Genomic DNA, 18,534 nt, shown 5'->3' on the forward strand with positions numbered 1-18,534 from the left:
TTAGTGTCAACAATGTATCCTTGTGTTTTTCGCACGTGGCTTTATTTAGCCAATTAACTATAGCAATACCTGAGAAACGTGTGGTGATCACCGGCGAAAATGGCAGCGGTAAAACTACATTATTGCTACTTGCCGCAGGATTAATGCAGCCAGATTCAGGTGTGATACAGTTTAACCAGCTATCGGTGAATTCAATTGAAACCAAGTCACGAATAGGTATCAGCGCAAATAAAATAACGTTGCCTACCTTTTTTAGCGCCCAGGAATTACTAACTTTTCACTGCCATATGCACAAATGCAAGCTGGATTTGAATATGGCGCATGCGCTTGGCCTAACCCCCTTCCTGCAAACAAAAGTAGCTGATTTATCACTGGGGAATTACAAAAAGCTAAGCTTACTCACTGCCCTGCTTCATAAGCCTGAATTACTGTTACTCGATGAGCCCACCAATGGACTCGACAATGACGCCAGAAACGCAATGAATACCATTCTGAACGCGTTTACCGGTCAGCTTATTATTGCCAGTCATGACACCGCGCTACTCACGGTGCCATTCGAGCGGGAAATCCCCATGCAACAGATCCGCAGTATCAGCTAATGCTCTACTGGACATTCCGGCTCGCTATTTATCAACAACACCTGGAAGCCTGGTTAAACAGTATTAAGCAAGCTGCCGCTGGCTTGGTGTACCTGTTCCCAATGGCCCTGCCCGCTTTGTTTTTACTCCCGTTATTGGCATTGGGCATACTGGCAGATGCCGACACCCCAACCAATCAATTTGGTCTCACGTTATGGGGATTTCTGCTGCTCACCCATAGCTGGATTGTTCTGCAAAAAGACGGCATTCTGGCTACGCCGAACAAATATTACAATGCCAGCCTGCCCGTTTCTGCCCCACAACGCTTTATCATAACGTTGCTGGTTACGCTTTATGCTGCGCATATTTTTATAGCGGGCCCTGTTCTGCTTTTTCTAATTATGGCACTGGGTAATACTGAACAATTACTCTCTCAGCCTTTTACGGAATCCCTGCACCAATTATTCCCTATCGCAGCGGTGAGTTTACTGGCCGCACTGGTGATTGTGTTGGCGTTATACAGGCGCTACCCGCTGTTTAGCCTCATTCTGGCACCGCTAATGCTAATGCCCGCTATGAGTGTATTTTCAACACCAGTGTTAGTAGGCAGTTGGACAGTGCTTCTGATTACTGAGCAAATACTTCCCCCCGTAAAACTGCGCGTTCGCTGGCTACCAGCGGGCATGTTACGTTTATTTATCACAGCGGATATCGCCTCTCCCAACAAAGGCATGCTTAGGTTGATTTCGCTATTGATCCTGTTGATTTGCGCCCAGGTATTTATGCAATCTGTTGCGCCTGAAGCATCCAATGCGGCAGGTTATCTGTTTAGTTTTATTGTGGGTATTTTGCTGGCAAGTAAGCTAATCGATACTCTGGGCGTTAAAGCACAGTACCAACACTACCTAAACACGTTGCCAGTAAGTATTCCCCAACAAACAGCGATGGCTGTGGCATACAGTACACTTTACTGTATACCCTTGTTAGCAACAGTTGCGTGGTTTGCTACATTTCACTTAGCACATTGGTATGTACTTGCTGCCATTTTTACCGCGACAAAAGCAGGTATTTTATTGAATAGAAAATACTTTTTAGTATTACCTTGCTGCATAGCGCTGGGGTTGTGGTGGGTGATGTGAAATAATTGCGTCCCCCCTCTTTACATCATCAAAATACTGTATATATTTACACATACTGTATAAATATCGAGTTAGTTATGTTATCTCATCTTTCGGTTAAAAATTTTGCGGTCGTAAAAGAAGTCAATATTGCATTTGAATCGGGAATGACTGCGGTAACTGGTGAAACCGGTGCGGGTAAATCCATTGCTATTGATGCGCTCAGCCTGTGCATGGGCGAACGCGCAGATGCCTCAGCGGTGAGAAAAGGCGCCGATAAAGCCGAAATTATTGCCTATTTTTCGTTGCTGGATAGCCCGAAGGCCAGAGAATGGCTGGACGAAAACGATGTAGTGCTCGATGATGACGCCAACACGTGTTTTATTCGCCGTTTGATTTCAAAGGAAGGCCGTTCCAAAGCTTTTATAAATGGTGTACCCGTAGCCCTGCAACAATTAAAACAGTTGGGGCAGCATCTTATTGCTATTCACGGTCAAAATACGCACCTACAACTGCTGAAAGACGATGTACAACGCAAACTGGTGGATGATTTTGCCGGACACACAAAAGCGTTGGAACAAACCAGAGCCGCCTATCAAAAATGGCAATCTCTGGCCAAAGAGCTAACAAAACTTCAGGAAGCGGCGCAACAACGCGCCGATCGCGAGCAATTACTCAGTTATCAGGTATCGGAATTGAATGATTTTGCGATAGAAGATGGCGAATTTGCCGAGTTAGAAGCTGAGCACAAACGCCTGAGTAACGGTCAGACACTGCTCGAGCAAGCGCAAATGAGTTTTTACACACTGTACGAATCAGACGAATTTAACGCGCTGCAAGCAATTCGAACCAGTATGGATAAACTGGGCGAATTAGAAGAGCACGATCCTACGCTCACCCCGATTGTAGCTTTGCTAAACGATGCCGCCATTCAAGTTGAAGAGGCTGCGCATGAATTACGCAGTTACTGCGATCATCTGGAAATTGATCCACTGCGTTTGCAACAGGTAGAAAAGCGTTACAGCCAGGCATTGGAACTGGCCAGAAAACATTTTGTGATGGCCGAAGATCTGTATGCACATCACCAGGCATTAAGTGAAGAGTTAGCGAATTTAAACGCCGATAGTGAACGTCTTGATGAAATCAGTGCAGAGCTTGCCGCAGCGCATCAACACTATATGGACGCCAGTAAAGCATTATCAGACAGCAGGGTAAAAGCGGCAACTGCACTCGCTGAACAAGTACAAACGCAAATTCGTACACTGAATATGCCTCATGCCGTATTTACCATTGAAGTAAATTACAACGTAACCAATAAGCCTGCCGCTATTGGATTAGATGACATTACCATGTTGGTATCGACCAACCCGGGTCAACCAGCTGATCGACTCGACAAAGTCGTTTCAGGTGGTGAGTTATCGCGAATTGGATTGGCTTTACAAGTTATTAGCCGTGACAGCGATTTAACACCAACGCTGATTTTTGATGAGGTTGATACTGGTATCAGTGGTCCAACCGCCTCAATAGTTGGGCAATTGCTACGCCGCTTGGGTAAAGAAAATCAGGTAATGTGTGTTACCCATTTACCCCAGGTAGCAGCGCAAGCGCACAATCAGCTGTTTGTTACCAAAACAACAGACGGCAATGAAACCCAAACCCATATTCTGGCGTTAACCGCACAGGCACGGATTGATGAATTGGCAAGGTTATTGGCGGGAGACAAGATCACTCCGAATGCACTGGCAAACGCACGTGAACTTTTAGAGAATGTCCAACCGAACTAATTGATGTTTTGTGGGTCGAAGTTGACGTACTGGCACGGAGCGATTAGCATGCTCATCGTCCAGTATGTCTGGCATACCGTTTTTAGAACAAATTTAGGGTATGCAGGCCCACTATAACGATTACAAACTGTTTTAATTGGATTTTTCTGTTAATGAAGCTGTCTCACCTGATTGTTGTGCTTTTGCTCACTGTATTTACCAGTGCCTGTTCTAACTGGATTTATCGAATTGATATTCCACAAGGAAACTTCCTTGACGAAAAAGACGTAAAAAAATTGCGAATTGGCATGACCAAAGAGCAGGTTGAATTTGTGTTAGGCCGCCCTATTCTTAAAGATGCCTTTGATACAGATACCTGGTATTACTACTACGAAATGAAGCGTGGTATGAAAAAACGTGGTGAAGACTTCGAGAAGCAAATGGTCATTACATTTGTGGATGAAAAAGTAAGCACAGTTACTGGCGATTTTGAGTTGTCAGAAGACTTTAACACGCCGCTGGATCAAGAATAGCGACACCCAGGTCGAATTGAGAAAAGCGGCTACCAGTCGCTTTTTTTATGAATGGGAAAATTAGCCCGAGTTAATACCAAATCAGCAAAGCATTCGAGTGCAAACGTTATTCCTTGAGTAGAATAACGACGGCATGACTTCTACTATAGAGCGACAATTAACTTGATCGGACCGGTCAAGATAGTTAACGTTCTATAGCCTCTACAGATGATGCGGCCATACTGGCTCAATTTTTAGACAACATAAGTGCCGCTTTATCGGTACGTCTTAGTGTAGATTATTCAATTACACTGGGCGCTGGTAATGTGCTAACCTATTTAGGACCTATGGATTCCCATTCGCGATTCTGAGTGATAACCCAAACAATATTTCCGCCTATCATTTTAATCCAGCGCCACAGGAGGTATCTGAACCATCTGCCGGCCCATACTCCTATGTAGCCCTCGACTATTTTGCCTCGCTATCGTAATGAACGCTGGATAGGGTTTGATTATCTACCGGTACAACGCGCTGATGCGGTAACTACCATAGATACGTCGCTGCAGTTTGAAACAAGGGATGGCGATTGGCAGGTTATGGCCTACGCCCGCAATCTTACCAACGAAGGTGTAGAGTCTATTACTCAAACGCTCGGTTTGGTAGACAACGTAATATCTACTGTTTACGAACCTCCTCGAACAGTTGGCATTCGGGTTAGTTACCACTACTTCTGATTTTTACCAACCATGTCTCCGGGGTATCTGCCCCGGTGTTTCTCGTTCACCTTAATACACTGTTTAAAAATGTGTCTGTCGACACACCTTGTAAAGAATTTGCGGTCTGCTTTGCACTGCGCCAATGGTAAAGTGTAAAAAGTTTTATTAGCAGGCGAACACATTATGCAACCCACTAAACTTCCTCTTTTCCGAACCCTGGTACTGGGCGTAACTTTGACTCTGGCCTTGTCTGGCTGTGTTATTCATGTTGGCGGTAATCACCACAGTGACGACTATACCGGCAGTGTTAGCAAGGTATTTGGCGGTATCGATATTGATGATCATCGCACTGTATCGGATTTATCTACCGTGAATGGCGGAATAGAACTGGGTGATCACGTTAACGCTGGCAGCATCAGCACGGTAAATGGTGGCGTAAGTATTGGTGAACACGGCAACGTTGCGTCCATCGACGTAGTAAACGGTGACGTAGAGAGTAATGACCATCTCTCCGTTAGTCATGACATCACTACAGTTAACGGCGATATCGAATTAAGCCGCCACGCCAACATTGGTGGCAGTTTAATAACGGTAAACGGCGATATGGATGCTTCCGACATCACAATAGGTGGCAACGTTGAAACGGTAAATGGTGATATCCGCTTTACAGGTCACTGCCAGATAGACGGTGACATTACCTTCAAACGGCCCAATAAAGGTAACACCAGCGACACCCCCAGCCTGCATTTGGATGAACACGTAATGCTTACCGGCAATATTATTTTAGAGCGCGATGTAAATTTAACGATCCCAGACAGACTAAAATCCCGTATTCTATGGCAAAATTCTCACCAGTAATGGTTAACTCACGGGTTTTACATAATGGATTTCAATACAATTAGCGTAACCAACAGCAAAGGCCAGTCTGTACCACTTTCAGATTACAACGACAAAGTGCTGTTAATTGTAAATACCGCCAGCAAGTGTGGTTTTACGCCCCAATATGATGGTTTGGAAGCGCTATATAAGGAATACCAGGGCATGGGACTGGAGATTATAGCTTTCCCGTGCAATCAGTTTGGCAAACAGGAGCCAGGCGACAACACAGCCATTCAGGAATTTTGTTCGCTAACGTTTAATGTAACGTTTCCGGTAATGGCAAAAATTGAGGTAAATGGCGATAACACAACGCCGCTATACCAGTACCTCAAAAAAGCGGCGCCGGGCGTGTTAGGCACTCAGGGTATTAAGTGGAATTTCACCAAGTTTCTGGTGAGCCGCGATCGCAAAACCATAAAGCGTTATGCCCCTAAAGACAAACCCGAAGCATTGAAAGCCGATATTGAAAGCATGCTGAATATCTAGCAACAACAGGCCCTGAGACACCGTATTTTTCATATACGGTGTCTTTCCCTTACCTACTTGCACTACCCAATAACCCAATTCCATTGGATCTGCGGTTCACCCCAATCCCTCTTAAACTGGTCGTATCTTCTTTATTAACAAGCTAATAACAGTTGTGAGCATCATCTGCTGTGTTAGTCTGCATGCATAACAAGAATGCACCAAGACAAGAGAGCCTAAAAAATGAAAGCGCTTCCAGCTTTTGCTTTATCCATGATATTTATGGGTACCGCCATTAATACTCATGCCAGCGACAACCAACTTTCTGAGCAGGAACAACAACAGGGATGGCAATTGCTGTTCGACGGTAAGTCCCTATCGCATTGGCGTAATTACCAGCAACAGGATATCAGCCCCAAATGGCAAATTCAGGATAACGCCATCACGCTCACAGAGGGCGGTGCTGGCGACATAGTTACCCGCCAGCAGTACAACAACTTTGAGCTAAAACTGGACTGGAAGATATCCGAAGCAGGTAACAGCGGTATATTTTTCCTTGCCGATGAAACCGGAAAATACGTGTTCTCCCACGCGCCGGAAATTCAGATCATCGACAATGAAAAACACGCCGACAGTAAACTGGACACCCACCGTTCTGGTTCGCTTTACGACATGGTAGCCGCGCCGGAAACCGCATATAAACCTGCCGGAGAATGGAACACTGTAACCATTTCGCTGAACAATGATGTGCTACAGGTTTGGCAAAATGGCGTAATGACCGTTCACATTGTGATGCACTCTTCCACCTGGGACAAGCTGGTTGCTGCCAGTAAATTTGCCAACTGGCAGGGTTTTGCAGAACAACCCCAGGGGCATATTGGCTTGCAGGATCATGGTGACAAAGTGTGGTTTAAGAATATCAAAATCAGGGAGCTGCATTAATGAGCAAGGCGGATTACGACGTACTCATTGTTGGTTCTGGTGCTGGCGGCGCCATGGCAGCCTACGAACTGACCAAAGCAGGCATCAAGGTACTGCTGCTGGAAGCCGGTCGCCACTATGATCCCAAAACTGAAACCCCCATGTTCAAACGCAATGCCGATGCGCCACTCATGGCGTCTGGCAATACCGACAAAGATTTTGGCTACTATGATGCCACAGTTGACGGTGGATGGACGGTACCTGATGAACCCTACACTACCGACGAAGACTCCGAATTTTTATGGTGGCGGGCTCGCATGCTTGGCGGTCGCACCAACCACTGGGGTCGCTATTCTTTAAGGTTCAGTGAGCACGATTTTAAAGGTAAGTCACGAGATGGTCTGGGCGCAGACTGGCCTTTCGAATACAGTGACATTGCGCCCTGGTACGATAAAACAGAAGCGCTGGTAGGCGTGTGTGGCACCAACACGGGCCTCGACGACATGCCAGATTCCGCACCAGACGTGTTGCAACCACCACCAGCGCCACGCGTACCGGAATTACTGGTAGCGGCAGCAGCCAATAAGCTGGGGCTCAAAGCGGTACCCATGCACCGAGCCGTATTAACGCGCCCCAAAGACGATCGCGCAGCCTGCTTCTATGCCACGCCATGTGGGCATGGCTGCTCCATTGGAGCGGCATTTCAAACAACCACCTCATTACTACCCATGGCACATAAAACCGGCAATTTAACCGTGATCACCAATGCCATGGTGAAGCAGGTTACTACCGATGCTAACGGACAGGTTACCGGGGTAACCTATATTGATAAAACCAGTAGTGAGCAGTTAACACTCCCTGCCCGGGTGGTTATTTTAGCCGCCAGTGCCTGTGAAAGTGCGCGTATCATGCTCAATTCTGCGTCTGACTCCCATCCCCAGGGACTGGCAAATTCAAGCGGGCAACTGGGTAAGAATCTGATGGATTCTACCGGTGCAGGACTCGGTGCAACCATCCCCGCCCTGCGCAATCGCCCTCGCTATAATGAAGACGGACATACCGCCAATCATTTGTTTATTCCCTGGTGGGGCCACAAAGCACAGGAAAACGGCGAACTGAATTTCCCGCGGGGTTATCACTTTGAAATAGGCAGCGGATTTCGAGAACCGGGAGCCTGGGTATCCGGCGACTTTAAAGGCTACGGAAAAGCCCTGAAAGACGAAGCCAAAGCCAATTATGGTGCGTTTGTGTATTTTGCACTGCGCGGCGAGATGTTACCGAACCCCGACTGTTACATGGACATCGACCCGGATGTCACCGACAAATGGGGTATTCCGGTTGCGCGATTCCATTGGAAATGGTCTGAGCACGAATTAAATCAGGTTGCACATGGCCTTAAAACCGCTAAAGACCTTTTGCAAACCATGGGGGCGACGGTAGGTGATTTGCCCTCACCCGAGCAAGCTATTGCCAAAGGGGGGCAAATAATTCATGAAGTGGGCACAACTCGCATGGGTGAGTCGAAAGAGGATTCGGTAACTAATCAATGGGGGCAAACCTGGGATTGTCCGAATTTGTTTGTCATGGACGGTGGTGTATTCGCCTCCAATCCTCATAAAAACTGCACCCTCACCATATTAACGCTGGCAATGCGCAACGCAAACTGGCTGGCCAACCAACTTCACAAAGGAGCCTTGTAATATGTCGCTCTCACCCTTCGCATCCAGGCTCCCGCAAATGACTCGCCGTGAGTCTTTGAAGCTTTTCGGGTTAATGGTGGCAGGCGCTGCCGTGCCTGGCCTGGCAGCCTGTACCAGCACACCTGAAACGGGCACAGCAGCGTTGCAAAACGCCACACCACAAGCAGGTCACTGGCCCACTACAGACATACAGCCCATCGTACTAAAAGGTTATGGGAAAGACCCCAATCTCATCATTCCTCCCACGTCGCCCTGGCCAAAAACACTCAGCGAGGCGCAATTACAGCTCGTTGCCCGTATCAGTAATGTGTTGGTACCAGCGGAAAACGGGCAGCCGGGAGCGCTTGAAATAGGCGCGCCTCACGTAGTGGATGAATGGATAAGTGCCCCCTACAGCGGGCAGCAGCGCGATCGCGATACCATATTACGGTTGTTAATCTGGCTGGATGACGAAGCTATTTTACTGCATAGTGAGCCATTTTCAGCACTGGATAATGCCCGTCAAATGGTCATCCTGAATACCATTGCATTTGGTACCGAAGATGCGCCGGTTGAATTCCATCCACCTGCTCAGGCATTTAATCGCTTGCGCACATTAATTTTGGCAGCGTATTTTTGTTCTGTGCCCGGCAGTAAGGAAATCGGCTACATGGGGAATGTGGCTATTGCAGGGGATTATCCGGGCCCAACTAAAGAGGCCATGGATCACCTTGATGATGTGCTGGCTTCACTTGGTCTCGCGGAGTATGCCTACACGCCTGTTGGTGGGTAAATTTATTCAGTCATAACGAACGGAATGTTTTCCGTTCGTTATGCTGAGAATTACACTGTAGCGTCAAATTTAACGGCTTCAGTTTGGTTTGTTTTCAATACAACGGTGCCAGCCAGTTTGTCATGCCAGCCTTGTTTACGTTTGTCCAATCCCACCCAAATCAAACCCATAAATAATGGAATGGCAGACACATAGTAAGCCAGGTATCGGCCAATATATTGCCCTTTGGTAGGGGCATTTCCGGTCTTTGCATCGACAATCGTTAATTTCAACATCATTTTGCCGGGTGTAGCTGAACGGTAAATCCAAAAAATAATCACCACAATGGCGGGGAGTAAATAATTTACAACCAGATCCCAAAAGCCCAGTATATAGTGTCCGCTGGTCCAGTATTGCAAGCCGTATATAGCGGCCATAAGTGGCCAAATCACAATTAACAATAATACTGAGTCAATTAGCGCCGCGCCTACTCTCAACCAAAACCCAGCATATTCCTGACTCATCGACATTTCTTCTCCTTCATTGAGTGTATAAAAGACTAATTACAGATGGGTAGCTCTCGCTAATACATGGCCTTCTGACCTACATAACGGCAAATTAGTTTCCGTATATTCGCTGCTTTTGTATCCTGGATTTACGCTATACTCTGTCGAACAACCGCGCCGAGTAGCCGGATTACTAAAACAAGGATTGAATGCTGTTTATGCAAAACGTTCCCAATTTCTTTTTAATTGGTGCTGCAAAATGCGGAACAACCTCGATTGCAGATTATTTGAATCAACATCCGGAGGTGTATTTCTCCGCCTACAAAGAACCCAATTATTTTGCATTGGTTAACGAAGATTTATCGCACCCAGGGCCGTTGTCGCCAAAAATGAATTTTCATATTCAGTACAGTCGCTCGCTGGTTACTGAAGCAGATTATGAACAGGCTTTTGTGAATGCCGGTGATGCAAAAATTCGCGCCGATGCATCCGTGCGCTATTTGTATTACCCTAAAACTGCACAACGCATTGCCCAGCATGCGCCGGATGCAAAGTTAATTGCAGTCCTGAGGGAGCCGGTGTCCAGACTTTACTCCCATTACTGCATGAATGTGCAATTTCAAACTGAGCCACTGTCGTTACAAAAGGCGCTGGAAAGCGAGGACAGCCGTGTAGCTGCGGGATGGGGATGGGACTGGCATTACACGCGATTGGGCAGATACACTGAACAGCTCGAACGATATTATCAGCACTTCGATAAATCCCAGTTATTGGTCATTCTGTACGACGATTTGGTAAAGCACCCTCTTGAGACCTACCACAGGATTTGCCGTCATTTGGGCATCTCAGATACATTTACGCCTGACATGAGTAAACGTGGAAAAGTCCCTACCCAACCCAGAAGCCGGATGTTAGACAGATGGTTAAACTGGCCTGATTCATCGCGCAAAACACTTGAATCCTGGCTTCCTCCGCGGATAACGACCAAAATTACACAGACTTTGAGCGAAATAAACAACAAAGCCGTCCCTAAATTATCGCCGAGCTTGCATCAGGAACTAGCGAGTTTGTTCTACGACGAAGCAACCAAACTGGAAACATTATTGGAGCGGAAAATCCCTTGGTACAAATCGTCTTGATAGCATAGCACTGGCTTAATGATTTGCGCCCCAAACCTGCCATAATTCGTCATAGTTTGTTGCTACTAATCCATGTTCAGCGCCTCATGGTGACACTTTTGTTTGATTCAATGACATCATTGTTCATTCACTTGTTGTCATTATGTACCCAAAACGTATCCCCAAGCACCTGATCTTCGACCCGCACCCCAAACGCAAATCCAAAGCCTGGCTGTGGTGGCTGCTAGCCATTGCGCTTGCGGCGGTGGTTTCCTTGTTCAGTATTGACGTACTGGCAGCGCCAAATGACAGCGAACATGCGGGCCAACTAACCTTTTCCGATGAAAGCGGACAGCGGTTGCCTTCATTGCACCTCGAAACAGTGGTAACGGCATCTATTAGTGGTCTGGTGGTAACCACCGACTATATTCAGCGATTTAAAAATAATTCGGATCAGTGGGTAGAAGGCGTGTATGTGTTTCCACTACCTGAAATGGCTGCTGTGCAGCGACTTGAGATGAAGGTTGGTGAGCGGCGCATTATTGGCGAAGTAAAAGAGCGGGCAAGCGCAGAAACCTTGTATAAAAAGGCCCGTTCAGAAGGCAAACGTGCCGCGCTCACGTTGCAACAGCGCGATAACCTGTTTACGCAAAAGGTCGCCAATATTGGCCCGCGTCAAGAAATAGAAATCAAATTAACCTTTATCGATACCGTTAAGTACCAGGCCGGAGTATTTGAATGGCGGCTGCCTACTACCCTCACGCCACGCTACATACCTGGTATATCTCTGCCCGCAGAAGCAACACATAACAACACCAGTAGCACCATAAATACCAGCCCTTTTGGCTGGGCAACCGCTACGGATTTGGTGCCTGATGCTCCCGACATTACGCCAGCCATGATCGCCGCACCTGTCTACGGATTGCAGAACCCCCTGCAGCTCAACCTTTCCCTTCAAGCCGGTATGGAACTAGCCTCAATTGAAGGCCTTTATCACAACATAGAGGTAATAAAGCAGCCTGAACAATATCAAATTAAGTTTACTAACGACCTGGTAGAAATGGATCGGGATGTCGTGTTGCAGTGGACACCGGTAGCCTCATCGCAGCCTCGTGCAGCAGTATTCCAGCAACAAACCGATGGCGACACCTATGCCATGGTAATGATGATCCCGCCTAATGCGCCGGTAAAACAGGCACTGTCCAAAGACATCATTTTTGTTATCGATACGTCTGGCTCCATGCAGGGGAATTCCATGATCCAGGCCAAATCCAGCCTGGCGCTGGCGGTTGATCAACTCTCCCCCAACGACCGCTTTAACATTATTGCGTTTAGTGATCGGGTGCAGCGTTTTAATGATCGCACCGTGCTTGCCAGTGCCGATCTCAAACACATTGCCAAACAATGGATTGCCTCGCTTGAAGCGGATGGCGGTACCGAAATGTACCCAGCCTTGCAGGAAGCTTACGGCCAGCTTGCGCAATCGGAACGCTTGCAACAAATCGTATTTATTACCGATGGCGCAATCGGCAACGAAGAAATGCTGTTTAACTTAATAACCGAACCCGGCCACAACGCACGATTATTCACCGTTGGCATAGGCAGTGCGCCCAATGCGTTTTTTATGACAAAAGCGGCGCAATTAGGCCGTGGCAGTTATGAGTTAATTGGCTACCGTGACGATGTGCACAGCAAAATGTCACGCTTGTTTAATAAGCTCAATCATGTTGCGGCCACCAATATCAACATTAACTGGCCACAGGAAGTAGAGCCCTACCCTTCACAGTCTGCGGATTTATTTCATTCTGAAGCGCTGTTGGCCTTCGCAAAACTATCTCAACCTCTGCAACACATCAATATTAGCGGCAATACCGCGCAGCAGCCCTGGCAAACCACTATTCAGGCCAATAATGCCGTTTCTACAACCGGGATTGGCGCGCTGTGGGCCAGGCACAAAGTGGCTGATATTGAAGATCAGGGCAGACGTGGCCAGCTAACCAACGACTCAGTGCGCGATGCGATATTAGACGTGGCATTACCCCACAGCCTGCTTACCCGTTTTACCGCATTGATAGCCATTGAAGACACGCCTGTAAGGCCGCAGTTGTTGCCGCTATTTGGTGAGCCCGTTGCCAATGTTATGCCCGATGGCGCATTGCAGCAGCGCATGCAATTTGCCAATACCGCTACCTCTGCAACGTTAACCTTCTGGCTGGGTCTTTGGGGTGTGTTGGCCATGTTTATTCTGCATTTCAATCGGGTACGTTCAGCGTGATTAGTTTAACCCGTTTTCAGAAACCGGCAATCCAGGTCAAGCGTCATTCAGCGAAGCTGTTCAGTTTGTTGCTTTGTGCGTTTGTGCTGATGTGTTGGGGGAACACGCTTTGGATAAACGCAAAAGCCAGTGTGGCGCAGTATCTGATTGCCGATGCCTGGCAGCAAACCCTGCACACAGGGCAACATACCAGACCCTGGGCCTGGGCCGACACCTGGCCAGTAGCAAAGCTCGTATTTCCCGGGCAAGCAACATCACTCTATGTCTTATCCGGCAGCCATGGTACCAGCCTGGCTTTTGGCCCTGGCCATGCAGACGGTACAGCCCTGCCCGGAGAGCCGGGCACGGCTGTTATTCATGGTCACAGAGACACGCATTTTGCAGCGCTTGCCAATTTAACGATTGGAGATATTTTGAGGGTCCAGATACGGTCTGGCATCTGGATTCAATACACCATTGCAGATATTTTTGTCGTTGATACCCGCACAAACAACTGGTCAATTAATCCCACAGACGAAGCCCTGTATCTGATTACCTGCTATCCCTTCGATGATCTCAATGTGAATCCACCACTTCGGTATATAGTGCAAGCCAAACAGTTAAACAATTAATAGCCTTCAGCCCTTCGCCAGTCTGTTAGTCTTTCGTTGCTATAAGGGTGACTCTGCAATCATACCGTGCATAGTCAGCCAGCGGCTGAAGGCATTAAACCAACCCGTACTGGTTGTTTCTTTTTGATACATGCCGAAACCGTGACCACCTTGTTCATAAAAGTGGAATTCCACTGGTCTTTTGGCCTTGCTCCAACTTTCAATTAATCCAAAGTCATTGCCAGAAAAAATGGGATCATCCGCAGCAATAGCAACAAATAAAGGCGGCGCATTGGCAGGTGTATTTACCGCGCCCAAAGGACCATAGATATTCGCTATGAAAGCCGGCTGTGATTCATCAACAAGCAAGGTAGTAGACAGTGTCAGCATGGCACCGGCTGAAAATCCAATCATGCCTACCCTGTCCGGATCCACATGCCATTCATCCGCGCGTTTTCTTATGAGCGCAAAAGCGGCTTTTGCATCTTCCAGTTGCGGTGCAATAGCTTGTTTCATCTCGTCAGGATTAAACGTTGGCCGTTTGCGTGCTGCATTCGAAAACATGCTTGTCATCGCGTGCTGAAAATCGCTTAGTTCTTTAGGCGTTTCGTTTAGCCGGTATTTTAAAACAAATGCGGCTATTCCTTGCTCGGCCAACGCGGTGGCCACCTGCCAGCCTTCATTATCCATGGATAAGCTTCGAAAACCGCCCCCAGGCGCAACGATGACCGCAGCACCTGTCGCATTCGCAGGATCAGGAAGTACAGGTGTCAACGTTGCCACTGTCACGTTTCGAACAAACCGACTACCGTATTGGGTGTACCAGGATTCCTCTACTGAGTGGACACTGCTCACAGACGTTCCAAGTTCGATTGCATTTGGCTGAGCGGGCTCTGCAATGATGGTCATTTCATCATTTGTCTGAGCACCTACAGCGTATGACGTTAAGCCCACCAGAAAAAAGACGTTAGTAAGTAAAAACCGGCCTTTTGCTAAGGCTAAAAAATGGAATTTCAACATGATAATTTTTCATTCTCAATTAATGGCACATCCGGTTTCAGACTTGAAAGCCAGGACATGCATGTAAAACGATACTAAATTCAAGTGAGCTATCTGGAAGTACGCACTATAGGTTTAATGGTGCCATCGTCATTAAAGTACACTCTGTCTATGCAAACTGAACGCCGATAACTTCCTCCACCGGGTAATTCGGCATTGTGATAGGCAAGATAGGTACTTCCTTTAAAGTCGAACATAGCAGGATGAATAGTAGTAGTCCCCGCTAATGGTTCCATTATGATGCCTTGGTACTCCCATGGACCGGTAACCGACCGACTTGTTGCATAGGCAAGGCTTTCTGGAAATCCCGCGGCATAAACCAAATAATACAGTCCGTTGTGCTTGGACACATAAGGTGCTTCTTCAAAGTTAGGTAGGGTATCAACGGCGTGAATTTCGACATTTTTTGTGTTGCGGCTCAGCATTGTTCCCTGCTGATCACTTTCATACTGCTCCCCTTTGAGATGAACGAGATCTGCGTCTAATTCAACCCACCACAATTGTTTGTTTCCCCAATATAAGTAAGCACGACCATCATCATCCACAAAGACTGCAGGATCGATGTTTCGCCATGAATGCTCTTTATATTGCGCCGTATCTTCTAATCTGATGAGAGGCATTCCACGGGGATCGGTAAAAGGTCCTTCTGGGCTGTCAGATACCGCGACCCCTATTGCGAAGCCAAATTCCCCGTCTACTTGCCCACCTTCCACTGTAGCGTAAAAGTAATATTGTGATTTTCCATGATTATCCTTTCGGTGAATCACGTGATGAGCATAGGCATTACCTGTTTTCGTGTCACCTCTGGCCCAATCGAAGTCTGAGTACGTAAAAACGGCTCCTCTTTTATTCCAATGCTCAAGATCATCGCTTGACCAAAGGCGATAATCGTACATACGGTAATCTTGCCCTTCCGGTGTCTGTTCATCATGAGTTGAATAGAGGTAAACCGTGCCGTCTTTCACCATAACCGCCGGATCAGCGGTATAAATGAGGTCACCAGGTGTTCTTGTCGGGTCAGGGCTGTCGTATTTTATTATCGGATTATCAAATACAACTGGTGGTGCTGCAGTATTTGCTCGTTGCTGACTACAGGCGCTCAGAGAGACTAAAACGGCTAGTAAGCATAGTGGCGTGACTAATTTAAATTGATTGCAAAAAGGCAAGTACATGGACTCCTCCGTGTTAATAAGTGACACGCCATTAGTTTGTTAAAACTTTTAACAAACTAATACAGCAAAACCATTACGAATCCACACAGTAAACTTACCTTATTTAGCGACATATCAGCCGTTGATACACCGTTTGCCTTATTGCACAGATATTCTGCCATTTCTACAAATCATGAACATTACTCATCATTCAATGAAATAAAACCATTTTTTTTCATGATAGGTTGCGCGTATAACTTACACCGTGGTCTTGCAACCGGCCTGCACAATTGCACTGGGTTTAGCGGCAAGGCACACATCACAGGTTATATCTCACCAGAGAAACGGGCAGAACATCATGAAGACAGATTTTACGTTTACCATTAAAAGCGTGTGCTTTGATGAGCACTATCAACCAGCAGACAACACCCGTATCACCACCAATTTTGCGAACCTGGCGCGCGGCGACAAGCGACAGGACAATCTTCGCAACGCATTGCGCATGGTGAATAACCGCTTTAACGCGCTGGCAAACTGGGACAACCCAAATGGCGACCGTTATGCCGTTGAACTTGAAATTATTTCGGTAGAAATGGATGTTGCGGGCAGCGGCCACGCCTTTCCGTCTATTGAGATCCTGAAAACGAATATTCTGGATCACCAAACCCAGGAGCGGATAGAAGGTATCGTTGGCAACAACTTTTCTTCTTATGTACGCGACTACGATTTCAGCGTGTTATTGCAAAATCACAATAAGAATCAGCCGCAGTTTAGCGTGCCGGGTAACTTTGGCGATCTGCATGGCAAACTGTTTCAACACTTCGTGAGTTCGCAGGCATACAAAGCGCACTTTAAAAAGTTGCCGGTGATCTGTCTTAGCGTGTCAGACAATAAGGTGTATTACCGCACCGAAAACCAGCACCCGGTTTTGGGTGTTGAGTACCTGGCCAATGAGTCGTCGCTTACCGAGCAATACTTTAAAAAGATGGGGCTAAAAGTGCGTTACTTCATGCCACCCAACAGCGTGGCACCGCTGGCGTTTTATTTCTTTGGTGATTTGCTTAACCACTACACCAACCTGGAGTTGATCAGCACCATTAGCACCATGGAAACGTTTCAGAAGATTTACCGCCCTGAGATATACAACGCCAATGCCGTAGCGGGTAAATGCTATCAGCCAACACTGAACAACGCTGATCATTCCATTACGCATATCGTGTACGACCGGGAAGAGCGCAGCCGCTTAGCTATTGCCCAGGGCAAATTTGCCGAGGAGCATTTTATTAAGCCGTACCAGCACATTCTTGAACAGTGGTCTGCAAGCCACGCCTAACACAGAATAACGAGAAGTATCATGAAAACACTGTTACCTACTTCAACGGCCGGCAGCTTGCCTAAGCCATCCTGGTTAGCCGAACCTGAAACACTGTGGTCGCCCTGGAAGTTATCTGATCAGGCCCTAACAGAAGGTAAAAAAGACGCACTGGGATTATCCTTGCAGGCACAACAACAAGCCGGTATTGATATCGTGAGTGACGGCGAACAAACTCGCCAGCACTTTGTCACGACCTTTATTGAACACCTGAATGGCGTGGATTTTGAACATCGCAAAACCGTCACCATTCGCAACCGTTACGAAGCCAGCGTGCCTACCGTAGTTGGCCCGGTATCGCGCTCAAAATCGGTGTTTGCAGACGATGCCAGATTGCTGCGTCAGCAAACCAGCCAGCCCATAAAATGGGCGTTACCTGGCCCAATGACCATGATAGACACATTGTCCGACAACCATTATAAAAGCCGCGAAAAACTGGCCTGGGAATTTGCCAAAATTCTTAACGAAGAAGCCAAGGAGCTCGAAGCAGCAGGCGTGGATATTATTCAGTTTGACGAACCGGCGTTTAACGTATTTTTCGATGACGTGAACGATTGGGGTATCGCTGCGCTGGAGCGAGCGGTAGAAGGCTTAACGTGCCAAACAGCGGTACATATTTGCTACGGGTACGGCATTAAAGCCAATACCGACTGGAAGAAAACGCTGGGTACAGAATGGCGACAATACGAAGCAGTATTTCCTAAATTACAGCAATCCAGCATCGATATTATTTCTCTGGAGTGTCATAACTCTCATGTACCCATTGAGTTGCTGGAATTGATTCGCGGTAAAAAAGTTATGGTGGGTGCAATAGATGTAGCCAATCACGCAATTGAAACCCCGGATGAAGTGGCGGCTACCCTGCGCAAAGCGCTGCAGTTTGTAGATGCTGAGAATTTGTATCCGTGCACAAACTGCGGTATGGCGCCGTTGCCCAGACATATTGCCAATGCGAAGTTGAGCGCCTTGAGTGCGGGAGCAGCCATAGTGCGACAAGAGCTACAATCAAACTGCCTATGATTGCTGTTAATTGAAGAACGGTTGCGCGGTAATGAGGTAT

At 47.2% G+C, this 18,534-nt stretch carries 18 protein-coding genes; 15 read left to right on the forward strand and 3 right to left on the reverse strand.

Annotated features, from left to right (window positions below; translation table 11 throughout):
• Nucleotides 1-35 precede the first annotated feature (35 nt).
• The 10 genes from FJ444_RS16265 (at nucleotide 36) to FJ444_RS16310 (ending at nucleotide 9,424) form a co-directional block, all read left to right on the forward strand.
• Nucleotides 36-599 carry an ATP-binding cassette domain-containing protein gene (locus FJ444_RS16265; protein ID WP_181405193.1) on the forward strand — a complete coding sequence of 188 codons (564 nt, stop codon included), beginning with the start codon at nucleotides 36-38 and terminating at the stop codon, nucleotides 597-599.
• Nucleotides 599-1,717, forward strand: coding sequence for a DUF6136 family protein (locus FJ444_RS16270; RefSeq protein ID WP_140960031.1), 1,119 nt, complete (start codon nucleotides 599-601; stop codon nucleotides 1,715-1,717). The genes FJ444_RS16265 and FJ444_RS16270 overlap by 1 nt, the downstream gene beginning before the upstream one ends.
• Nucleotides 1,718-1,794: 77 nt before the next feature.
• Nucleotides 1,795-3,480 carry a DNA repair protein RecN gene (recN, locus tag FJ444_RS16275; protein ID WP_140960033.1) on the forward strand — a complete coding sequence of 562 codons (1,686 nt, stop codon included), beginning with the start codon at nucleotides 1,795-1,797 and terminating at the stop codon, nucleotides 3,478-3,480.
• 152 nt (nucleotides 3,481-3,632) lie between these two features.
• Nucleotides 3,633-3,992, forward strand: coding sequence for an outer membrane protein assembly factor BamE (locus FJ444_RS16280; protein WP_140960035.1), 360 nt, complete (start codon nucleotides 3,633-3,635; stop codon nucleotides 3,990-3,992).
• A 452-nt stretch (nucleotides 3,993-4,444) separates the two neighbouring features.
• Nucleotides 4,445-4,705 (forward strand): TonB-dependent receptor, encoded by a 261-nt coding sequence (locus FJ444_RS16285; RefSeq protein ID WP_181405194.1) that lies wholly within the window; start codon nucleotides 4,445-4,447, stop codon nucleotides 4,703-4,705.
• A 165-nt stretch (nucleotides 4,706-4,870) separates the two neighbouring features.
• Nucleotides 4,871-5,545: a hypothetical protein gene (locus FJ444_RS16290; protein WP_140960039.1), complete on the forward strand. Its 675-nt coding sequence runs from the start codon at nucleotides 4,871-4,873 to the stop codon at nucleotides 5,543-5,545.
• Nucleotides 5,546-5,569: 24 nt separating this feature from the next.
• The gene (locus tag FJ444_RS16295) at nucleotides 5,570-6,052 is read left to right on the forward strand and encodes a glutathione peroxidase (protein WP_140960041.1); all 483 of its coding nucleotides are present in this window, start codon (nucleotides 5,570-5,572) and stop codon (nucleotides 6,050-6,052) included.
• A 222-nt stretch (nucleotides 6,053-6,274) separates the two neighbouring features.
• The gene (locus tag FJ444_RS16300) at nucleotides 6,275-6,973 is read left to right on the forward strand and encodes a DUF1080 domain-containing protein (RefSeq protein ID WP_140960042.1); all 699 of its coding nucleotides are present in this window, start codon (nucleotides 6,275-6,277) and stop codon (nucleotides 6,971-6,973) included.
• Nucleotides 6,973-8,652 carry a GMC family oxidoreductase gene (locus tag FJ444_RS16305; protein ID WP_140960044.1) on the forward strand — a complete coding sequence of 560 codons (1,680 nt, stop codon included), beginning with the start codon at nucleotides 6,973-6,975 and terminating at the stop codon, nucleotides 8,650-8,652. Before FJ444_RS16300 ends, FJ444_RS16305 begins: the two co-directional genes overlap by 1 nt.
• A gap of 1 nt (nucleotide 8,653) precedes the next feature.
• Nucleotides 8,654-9,424: a gluconate 2-dehydrogenase subunit 3 family protein gene (locus tag FJ444_RS16310; RefSeq protein ID WP_140960046.1), complete on the forward strand. Its 771-nt coding sequence runs from the start codon at nucleotides 8,654-8,656 to the stop codon at nucleotides 9,422-9,424.
• Between the two features lie 50 nt (nucleotides 9,425-9,474).
• Here FJ444_RS16310 and FJ444_RS16315 read toward each other — a convergent pair whose 3' ends face one another.
• Nucleotides 9,475-9,933 carry an RDD family protein gene (locus FJ444_RS16315; protein ID WP_140960048.1) on the reverse strand — a complete coding sequence of 153 codons (459 nt, stop codon included), beginning with the start codon at nucleotides 9,931-9,933 and terminating at the stop codon, nucleotides 9,475-9,477.
• Between the two features lie 194 nt (nucleotides 9,934-10,127).
• Between FJ444_RS16315 and FJ444_RS16320 the strand changes: the two genes are divergently transcribed.
• The 3 genes from FJ444_RS16320 to FJ444_RS16330 all read left to right on the forward strand — a co-directional run bounded on the left by FJ444_RS16320 (nucleotide 10,128) and on the right by FJ444_RS16330 (nucleotide 13,913).
• A complete protein-coding gene (locus tag FJ444_RS16320; protein WP_181405195.1) occupies nucleotides 10,128-11,048 on the forward strand; it encodes a sulfotransferase in 921 nt (306 codons plus the stop codon).
• Nucleotides 11,049-11,190: 142 nt separating this feature from the next.
• A complete protein-coding gene (locus FJ444_RS16325; protein WP_140960052.1) occupies nucleotides 11,191-13,302 on the forward strand; it encodes a marine proteobacterial sortase target protein in 2,112 nt (703 codons plus the stop codon).
• The gene (locus FJ444_RS16330) at nucleotides 13,299-13,913 is read left to right on the forward strand and encodes a class GN sortase (protein WP_140960054.1); all 615 of its coding nucleotides are present in this window, start codon (nucleotides 13,299-13,301) and stop codon (nucleotides 13,911-13,913) included. The genes FJ444_RS16325 and FJ444_RS16330 overlap by 4 nt, the downstream gene beginning before the upstream one ends.
• Before the next feature lie 39 nt (nucleotides 13,914-13,952).
• On the opposite strand, the gene FJ444_RS16335 is transcribed toward FJ444_RS16330, so the two are convergent.
• Together FJ444_RS16335 and FJ444_RS16340 are read right to left on the reverse strand one after the other, a co-directional pair.
• The gene (locus tag FJ444_RS16335) at nucleotides 13,953-14,912 is read right to left on the reverse strand and encodes an alpha/beta hydrolase (RefSeq protein ID WP_140960056.1); all 960 of its coding nucleotides are present in this window, start codon (nucleotides 14,910-14,912) and stop codon (nucleotides 13,953-13,955) included.
• An 89-nt stretch (nucleotides 14,913-15,001) separates the two neighbouring features.
• Nucleotides 15,002-16,123, reverse strand: a complete 1,122-nt coding sequence (locus FJ444_RS16340; RefSeq protein WP_140960058.1) for a glycoside hydrolase family 43 protein — start codon at nucleotides 16,121-16,123, stop codon at nucleotides 15,002-15,004.
• A 337-nt stretch (nucleotides 16,124-16,460) separates the two neighbouring features.
• On the opposite strand from FJ444_RS16340, the gene FJ444_RS16345 reads away from it, so the two are divergent.
• Nucleotides 16,461-17,435, forward strand: a complete 975-nt coding sequence (locus tag FJ444_RS16345) for a DUF1852 domain-containing protein (protein ID WP_140960060.1) — start codon at nucleotides 16,461-16,463, stop codon at nucleotides 17,433-17,435.
• Between the two features lie 21 nt (nucleotides 17,436-17,456).
• On the forward strand, nucleotides 17,457-18,494 hold the full coding sequence (locus FJ444_RS16350) for a methionine synthase (RefSeq protein WP_140960062.1): 1,038 nt from the start codon (nucleotides 17,457-17,459) through the stop codon (nucleotides 18,492-18,494).
• Nucleotides 18,495-18,534: the final 40 nt, after the last annotated feature.

The organism is Aestuariibacter sp. GS-14, assembly GCF_006494365.1.
GTDB classification, from domain to species: Bacteria; Pseudomonadota; Gammaproteobacteria; order Enterobacterales; family Alteromonadaceae; genus Alteromonas; species Alteromonas mangrovi.